The following is a 6,795-nucleotide window of genomic DNA, read 5'->3' on the forward strand; positions in this document are numbered from 1 at the left end:
TTTATTTAGGCTACTATCCTTTTTATGCGTATGATGAAGTGTATGAGCCTGTTTACCGTCTGGCAGAAAAATATCGACTGCCAATTGTATTTCATACTGGCGACACTTATTCGGAAAGAGGGCTGTTAAAATATGCCCATCCTTTAACAATTGATGAAGTTGCTGTAAAGCATCGCAATGTGACGTTTATGATGGCTCATTTTGGTGATCCATGGACATTAACAGGAGCTGAGATCATTTATAAAAATCCAAATGTCTATGCCGATTTATCGGGTCTGCTTGTTGGAACAGAAAAGGAACTTATAAGCAAAAGTGAAGGCAGGTTTTTAGATCATTTAAGACATGCGCTCGTTTTTTCCGATTCCTATCATAAATTGCTGTTTGGGACAGATTGGCCGCTAGTTCCCGTTGGACCATATATAGAATTTATAAAAAAACTGATTCCAGAAGAGCATCATGAGGACGTTTTTTATAATACAGCAATAAAGGTTTTCCCAAAAATTAAACCATTTTTACTGCAATCAAGTTTGGCTCGGAAAGTCTGATTTTGACTAAAACCATCATTTTTGTGAAGGGGCTGGTGATTTAGCCAACCTCTTTCACCTGTTTTACATAAATTTCAATAAGGGGGAAAAATGTTGACTAAAATAGCATGGGTTACTGACAGTACTGCATATTTAGAAGAGCAGCTGCTTAATCATCCAGATGTTTATACGATACCGGTTACAATTTTATTGGATGAAGAAGAGTTTTTGGAGGTGGATTTAACGCCTTCACAGTTATATGAACGTTTAAAAACATTAAAAAATCCGCCAAAAACATCACAGCCTTCAATTGGCGCATTTAAAGATTTATATGAAAAGCTTGGCGAAAAGTATGATGTTATTTTCTCTGTTCATATTTCCAGCAAATTGAGCGGGACCGCTTCTTCAAGTGAACAGGCTGCACAGCTTGTTGATGCAAACGTCATAACAATTGATTCGAAGATCCTTACTTACCCATTAACCCGCATTGTGAAAAAGGGAATTGAATTATCCGAGTTGGGAATAGAGCCAGCAGAAATCAAATCAAACTTAGAGAAGTTACGTGAAACGAATGAGACTTATGTACGAATCGGCAGTCTCGAACAGCTTCATCGAAGCGGCAGAATGTCCGGAGTGCAATTTTTTCTTGGAAGTATGCTGAATATTATTCCAATCATTGCAATCATTGATGGGGCACTAAGTACAAATGAAAAGGTTAGAAGTGACAAAAAAGCGAAGGATAAAATGATTCAGCTGCTTAGAAAAGCCCATCAGCAAAAACCAATAAAAGAAGCTTACATCTTGTATGGATTACATGAATCAGAAGCGTTAAAGTGGAAGGATGAACTTATTGTGGAGTTTCCTGAAATTGCGTTTCAGCCATATCCGCTTGGAGCAGCCATTGGTGTACATGCGGGGGAGAATACGCTTGGTATTAGCTGGTTTAATGGATTAGAATAAAAATTTATTATAAAAAAAGCTGTCCAAGAGAAGATGTAAATTTCTATTAAGGACAGCTTTTTTATTTCTATTAATTTCCTAAATCTTGAAGATGTTTTAGATTAATCAGCCCATCAATATTGTTACTCGGAATATAGCCAGCTTCTTTACTAATATCGGCCATTTCTTGAATTACCTGTTCGTTCACATTTGTCGTTACTTGCAGTCTATTAAAAGCTGCAGTTGTCTCTTCCTTATTAATTTCTTTTCCTGTTAAATCTTTAATATGCTTGATAACCAGTTCTTTAGCTTTTTCTGGGTTCTCTTGAATAAAGGCAACCGCTTTTTTATGCGCAGTTAAATATGCTTGAACAAGCTCTTTATTTTCTAAGAATTCGTCAGTTGCTGCGACTACTGTATTTGTTGATTCTTTGCCCCAAGCAAACTGGTCCCAGTCAAGCAAAAGCTTTCCATTTGCCTGCGTTTCTAGAAAATAACCCCACGGTTCTTGAGTGGCAGCCGCATCTACAGAATTTTGGACGAAAAGTGTAGCTGTATCTGCTGGAGCAGCTGCAAATAGTTCAACAGTTCCGCCGTTCGTTGTTGTATTTAAGTTCACATCCTGCAAGGCTTTCCTTAACATAACATCCTGAGTGCTTCCGATAACTGGAATGGCGACTCTTTTTCCATCAAGGTCTGAAAGCTTTTCGATTTGGCTTCCTTCATTGGCGACAAGCACCGCTCCGCCATTTACTGCCCCAGATATTATATGGAATTTAGGGGTTTTTACATAGAAGTTCAGCAGAGGACCAGGACCGACCGTTCCCACATCGATTGCTTTCGTTGTCATGGCTTCCATAAATAAACCGCCATTACTAACTGTTTTCGTTTCAATTTTGATATTCTCTCCAAATTCATCTTTAAAATAATTATTTTCAAGCGCAACGATTGTAGCGATATGGGTCAAGTTAGGGAAATACCCGATTTTGACCGTTTGTTCCTGGGCTTGATTACTAGCTTCTTTACCATTTTGTGTGCAAGCACTTAGAAGACCGATTAATAAAAAAGCACTGACAGCGATTAATAACTTTTTCAACTCATTCCAACTCCCTTGTTAATTCATTCCCCATTTTGTTTGAACAGATCGTTCCAGTCGGACAAAAACAATGTTATCCATGATTGTTCCTATGATGGCAATCACGATCATTACGGATATAACAAGATCCATTTGTCCGAGGGATCTTCCTGTTTCTAAAAGTTTTCCAAGTCCACCGCCTGCTCCAAGCAATTCACCAGCCATTAATGCTCTCCACGAAAAAGCCCATGCAATTCGGAGACCTGATAGTAATTGCGGAACAGAAGCAGGCATGATGACCGTCCGAATAAAATGAAAGCCAGTGGAACCAAATGTCCTTGCAACACGCTGATACAGCTTTGGCACATTTTTAAATCCGCTCGTGGCACTGATTGTCATTGTCCACGTAGCACCAATCGTGACGATAAAAAGAATGGCAAAATCATTCAGTCCAAACCAGATAATCGCCAGCGGAAACCACACGATGCTTGGGATTGACTGGAGTGCCGTCACTAAGAAGCCAAGTGTATCTTCAACGAATTTATACTTCCAAATTAAATAACCCATGAATGTGCCTAAAATTATGGCAATCAAGAAACCAATTAAAATTCTGCTTAAGCTAACGCCAATGGCTACTGTTATTTGACCGTTTACAATCCCATTGAACATTGTTTCGAATATTTGCGATAGCGGCGGAAACATAAATGCGGGGAGACCTGAAAATCTAGATGTGATTTCCCAAATCGCCGCTATGATCACGATGAAGCCGATCCGCCTTAAAGCTGTAGTCATCACCCATTTCCTCCTTCAGCACTTTTTCTATTTCCTCTTCTAAAATCGATAAGATTCTTTGTTCGGAATGAAGTGTAACACTGTCTGGCATGACTCCATCTTTAGCCGACTGAACAGTAATGATTTCTTTTACTTTTCCCGGACGAGTGGCAAACACAATGACTTTTTCCGAAAGTAACACAGCTTCACGAATATTATGAGTGATAAAAAGAATCGTCACTTTTGTTTTACGCCAAATGTCAAGCAGCTCCTTGTGAAGGACCATCCTCGATTGTTCATCAAGCGCCGAAAATGGTTCATCCATAAGTAAAATATCTGGCTCCATCACAAGTGCGCGTGCAATGGCAACTCTTTGCTTCATCCCGCCGGAAAGCTGATGGGGATAGGAATCGGTATAGCGGCTCAAATGAACCATTTTTAATATTTCAAGTGCCTTCGCTTCAGCTTGTTTTTTCGGGATTTTTTTTAGAAGTAAGCCGTAAGTTACATTTTCGAGTACGGTCAGCCATGGAAATAATCCAGCCTCTTGAAAAACAACTACTCTATCAGGTCCTGGATGAGTTACCCCTTTCCCATCCATCTTGATTTCGCCTTCATCAGCTTTTTCCAGCCCTGCAATCAAATAAAGCAATGTTGATTTACCACAGCCAGAAGGACCTACAATAGAAATAAAACTTCCTTTTTCAATGTTTAAATTGACGTTATCTAAAACTTTGATTCTATTATTCTTTTCGTTATTAAAACTTTTACTAATGCGATCGATAGTTAAGTACATGTTTTCACCTCAACTTAATCATAATTATTCATATGAAATTAATCAGATATAGGTGTAAAGAAAACAGGATGAACAGACCATCCCGTTATTAATATTCAAAAAGATCACTTGATAAATATCTTTCACCAGTATCAGGAGCGATACAAACGACAGTATCTGACGGCGTTAATCTTTCTGCCACTTTAAGGGCAGAAAATACCGACGCACCACCAGAGGGACCTAGTAAAATTCCTTCTAGGGCTGCAAGCTTTCTTACAGTTTCATATGCTTCTTCATCTTTTATCTGAAAAATTTCATCGTACACAGACGTATTTAAAATAGGAGGTACGAAGCCTGGGCTCGTGCCAACTAGCTTATGTTTACCAGGCTCTCCGCCTGACAATACTGGAGAACCTGCGGGCTCCACAACATGTACAGTTATCGAAGGGTCATATTTTTTTAATTCCTCACCTGTACCTGTAATCGTTCCACCCGTCCCCGAAGTTCCAACAAACGCAGCCAGCTTCTTCCCGTTTTCTTCCATAGCCTCAATGATTTCTATGGCTGTAGTAATTCGGTGAATATTAGGGTTTGCTTCGTTTTCAAACTGCATAGGGACAAAGCTGTTTTTCGTTCCAGCTGCAATTTCCCTAGCTTTATTTATAGCCCCGGGCATTTTTTCATCACTAGGTGTAAGCACTACTTCTGCTCCGTATGCTTTTAATATATTTATTCTTTCCGCCGTAGCTGAATCGGGCATAACAATAATTGCTCGATACCCTCTAGCAGCCGCATTCATAGCAATGCCAATCCCTGTATTACCGGAAGTCGGTTCGATAATCGTTGCACCGCTTTTTAAGAGTCCAGCATTTTCCGCTTCAACAATCATATTATAAGCAGCCCGATCTTTCACGCTTCGGCTTGGATTAAAGTACTCGAGTTTCACATAAACCTCTGCTCCATCTTTGGAAGGCAGTCTATTTAATCTAACTAATGGGGTTTCACCAATTAATTCAGCTATATTATTTACAACCTTCATCGTCTCACCTGCATTCATTTTTTGAAAATTATCATTTTTATATATATTACCAGATTAATATCGCATTAACCATACCTTTTTACTAAGGATTATACAAAACATTAAATTTTATAGTTTGGTTGTCATGCAGGCTACGTAATTTTTTTAACTATCCTCTTCCTTCATGGTAAAATGGTTCTTGATGATAAGTGAAGGTGGAGTTGTTATGGAAGCCGTATTACAAAAAACAGAAAGCTTTGTACGAGATCTTCTTGGTGAAGATTGTACAGGTCATGATTGGTTTCATATTGAACGAGTTCGCAGAAATGCTTTATATATATGTGAAAAGGAAAACAAAGGCGACCCATTTATTATTGAAATGGCTGCCTTGCTGCATGACGTTCCTGATGAGAAACTGAACTCTTCTAAAGAAGAAGGGGAGAGAAAGTTATTTAATTTTCTTGAAGCACTTGAACTTGAACAAAAAGTCCGAGATCAAATCATCGAGATTATTGGTTCCATTTCTTTTAAAGGCGGAAAAAAATCCGTATTAACAAGCATCGAGGCTAAAATTGTGCAGGATGCTGACAGATTAGATGCGATCGGTGCGATTGGAATTGCGAGAACCTTTGCTTTCGGAGGGAAGAAGGGCCAGCCCATTTATTCCCCTGATTTTCAAATAAGAGAGGCGATGACAGAAGAGGAATATCGCAAAGGAAAGTCATCCTCTATTCACCATTTTTACGAAAAGCTGTTAAAGCTGAAGGACTTGCTGAACACTGATACTGCAAAGGAAATAGCTGAAAAACGCCATCAATTGATGGAAAATTATCTTGAAGAATTTTTTAATGAATGGAATGGTCAATCATGAAAATGATTTCAGTCGAAAATATTACAAAAACATATGGGGAGAAGGAGCTATTTAACGATATCTCATTCACAATTTCAGAAAAAGACAGAGTTGGTTTAATCGGTGTTAATGGTACAGGGAAGTCATCCTTGTTAAAAATTGTAGCGGGATTGGATTTGTCGGATTCTGGAGAAATCATGACACCGAAGGATTATACGATCTCTTATTCGGAACAAGAGCCTGATTTGGACCCTCATATGACCGTGTTAGATCAAGTATTTGCGGGTGATGCGCCGGTTCTTATTTTGTTGCGGGAATATGAGCAGGCATTGATCCAAATGAACAAAGACCCTGAAAATCAAGTTTTTCAAGAAAAGCTATTTGAGCTGCAGAAGCGAATGGATGCGTTGAATGCTTGGGATGCAAGCACAAATGCAAAATCGATTTTAACGAAGCTCGGAATTGAAGACTTTAATAAGAAAATCGGGGAGCTTTCTGGTGGACAAAAGAAAAGGGTTGCTCTCGCACAAAGCTTAATTCAATCACCAGATTTGCTTATTCTTGATGAGCCGACAAATCATCTTGATTATGATTCCGTCAAATGGCTTGAAGAATATTTAGGCAGATATCAGGGCGCACTTTTATTAGTTACCCATGATCGTTATTTTCTTGACCGAGTGACGAACAGAATGTTTGAGCTAGAAGGCGGAAAGCTATATAGCTATAAAGGGAATTATGCGGCCTTTTTAGAAGCGAAAGCGATTCGCGAAGAAAATGAGGCAGCAACAATTGATAAACAAAAAAATCTATATAGAAGAGAATTAGAATGGATAAGAAGGGGAG

8 protein-coding genes are annotated in these 6,795 nt (G+C 38.9%); 4 read left to right on the top strand and 4 right to left on the bottom strand.

The features are described from left to right. Together V7149_RS09625 and V7149_RS09630 are read left to right on the top strand one after the other, a co-directional pair. On the top strand, positions 1-545 hold a 545-nt coding region (locus V7149_RS09625), incomplete at its 5' end, for an amidohydrolase family protein (protein WP_335345417.1). Between the two features lie 93 nt (positions 546-638). Beyond that, a complete protein-coding gene (locus V7149_RS09630; protein ID WP_335345424.1) occupies positions 639-1,484 on the top strand; it encodes a DegV family protein in 846 nt (281 codons plus the stop codon). 70 nt (positions 1,485-1,554) lie between these two features. Here the strand turns inward: V7149_RS09630 and V7149_RS09635 are convergent, their stop codons facing one another. The 4 genes from V7149_RS09635 to cysK all read right to left on the bottom strand — a co-directional run bounded on the left by V7149_RS09635 (position 1,555) and on the right by cysK (position 5,123). Beyond that, positions 1,555-2,559 carry an aliphatic sulfonate ABC transporter substrate-binding protein gene (locus tag V7149_RS09635; RefSeq protein WP_335345418.1) on the bottom strand — a complete coding sequence of 335 codons (1,005 nt, stop codon included), beginning with the start codon at positions 2,557-2,559 and terminating at the stop codon, positions 1,555-1,557. An 18-nt stretch (positions 2,560-2,577) separates the two neighbouring features. After that, entirely contained in the window at positions 2,578-3,330 is a 753-nt protein-coding gene (locus V7149_RS09640; RefSeq protein ID WP_335345419.1) for an ABC transporter permease, read from the bottom strand. Further along, complete coding sequence (locus V7149_RS09645; RefSeq protein WP_335345420.1) at positions 3,263-4,105, bottom strand: ABC transporter ATP-binding protein; 843 nt, start codon at positions 4,103-4,105, stop codon at positions 3,263-3,265. The genes V7149_RS09640 and V7149_RS09645 overlap by 68 nt, the downstream gene beginning before the upstream one ends. An 88-nt stretch (positions 4,106-4,193) precedes the next feature. Further along, positions 4,194-5,123: a cysteine synthase A gene (gene cysK, locus V7149_RS09650; protein WP_335345421.1), complete on the bottom strand. Its 930-nt coding sequence runs from the start codon at positions 5,121-5,123 to the stop codon at positions 4,194-4,196. 205 nt (positions 5,124-5,328) lie between these two features. On the opposite strand from cysK, the gene V7149_RS09655 reads away from it, so the two are divergent. Both V7149_RS09655 and V7149_RS09660 read left to right on the top strand, forming a co-directional pair. Next, entirely contained in the window at positions 5,329-5,973 is a 645-nt protein-coding gene (locus tag V7149_RS09655) for an HD domain-containing protein (RefSeq protein ID WP_335345422.1), read from the top strand. Beyond that, positions 5,970-6,795: ABC-F family ATP-binding cassette domain-containing protein (locus V7149_RS09660; protein WP_335345423.1), on the top strand; the 826-nt coding region annotated here is incomplete at its 3' end. The genes V7149_RS09655 and V7149_RS09660, both read left to right, overlap by 4 nt.

The organism is Bacillus sp. JJ1503, from assembly GCF_036965125.1.
GTDB lineage: Bacteria > Bacillota > Bacilli > Bacillales > Cytobacillaceae > Cytobacillus.

Coding starts and splice junctions, on each gene's coding strand:
- V7149_RS09640 (WP_335345419.1), bottom strand. CDS start 3,330: ATGACTACAGCTTTAAGGCGGATCGGCTTCATCGTGATCATAGCGGCG.
- V7149_RS09645 (WP_335345420.1), bottom strand. CDS start 4,105: ATGTACTTAACTATCGATCGCATTAGTAAAAGTTTTAATAACGAAAAG.
- cysK (WP_335345421.1), bottom strand. CDS start 5,123: ATGAAGGTTGTAAATAATATAGCTGAATTAATTGGTGAAACCCCATTA.
- V7149_RS09655 (WP_335345422.1), top strand. CDS start 5,329: ATGGAAGCCGTATTACAAAAAACAGAAAGCTTTGTACGAGATCTTCTT.